General features: G+C 75.1%; 1 protein-coding gene. It reads left to right on the top strand.

Translation table 11 applies throughout. The features are described from left to right. Positions 1 to 1260: AAA family ATPase (locus CQZ88_RS26250; protein ID WP_258008804.1), on the top strand; the 1260-nt coding region annotated here is incomplete at both ends.

Raw genomic sequence — 1260 nt, 5'->3', positions numbered from 1 at the left:
CCCGTCGGCCCGGCCCGCGATCCCCGCACCGCCGCCGCCACCGGTGGAGGACCTGGTCGGCGTGCAGACCCAGGCCGGCAGGCTCACCGAGTGGCTGAAGCTGGCCCTCGACGAGCCCGAACTGCTGCGCACCCTCGGCGCCTCCCCCCACCTCGGAGTGCTGATCACCGGGCCCGCCGGCGTCGGCAAGGCCACCCTCGCCCGCGCAGTCCTCGCCGGCCGTCGCGTCGTCGAGCTCGACGGGCCGAGCGTGGGCGCCACTGCCGCCGACGATCGGCTGCGCCGCGTGACCACCGCCGTCGCCGACCTGGCCCCCGGCGGGGTCCTGCTCGTCACCGACATCGACGCCCTGCTGCCCGCCGACCCCGAACCGGTGTCGGCGCTGATCCTCGACCAGCTGCGCCGCGCCGTCGACACCGTCGGGGTCGCGCTCGTCGCGACCACGGCGCACCCCACCGAGGTGGACTCGCGGGTCCGCTCTCCCGAGATCTGCGACCGGGAACTGGCCCTGCCCCTGCCCGACGGCGCCACCCGTCGCGCCCTGCTCGACGTGCTGCTGCGCCGGGTGCCCACCGACACCCTCTCGCTCGACGCCGTCGCCGCCCGCGCGCCCGGCTTCGTCGTCGCCGACCTGGCCGCCCTGTGCCGGGAGGCGGCGCTGCGGGCGGCGGCGCGGGCGAGCCGCGACGACACCGAGCCGAGGCTCACTCAGGATGACCTGCTCGGTGCGCTCGAGGTGATCCGCCCGCTGTCGCGATCGGGCACCGAGGAGCTGGCCATCGGCAGCGTCACCCTCGACGACGTCGGCGACATGGTCGACACCAAACAGTCGCTCACGGAGGCGGTGCTGTGGCCGTTGCACCACCCCGACTCGTTCGCCCGCCTCGGCGTCGAGCCGCCGCGCGGTGTACTGCTCTACGGGCCACCGGGTTGCGGCAAGACCTTCCTGGTGCGCGCGCTGGCCAGCTCGGGACAGCTGAGCGTGCACGCCGTCAAGGGCGCCGAGCTGATGGACAAATGGGTGGGCGCCTCGGAGAAGGCCGTGCGGGAGCTGTTCCAGCGGGCCCGCAACTCCGCACCGGCGCTGGTGTTCCTCGACGAGATCGACGCGCTCGCCCCGCGCCGCGGGCAGAGCTCCGACTCCGGCGTCACCGACCGGGTGGTGGCCGCCCTGCTCACCGAACTCGACGGGGTCGAACCGCTGCGCGACGTCGTGGTGCTCGGCGCCACCAACCGGCCCGACCTGATCGATCCGGCCCT

Source organism: Rhodococcus sp. ENV425, assembly GCF_002887785.1.
GTDB classification, from domain to species: Bacteria; Actinomycetota; Actinomycetes; order Mycobacteriales; family Mycobacteriaceae; genus Rhodococcus; species Rhodococcus aetherivorans.
This window is presented reverse-complemented; position numbering and strand designations above follow the sequence as displayed.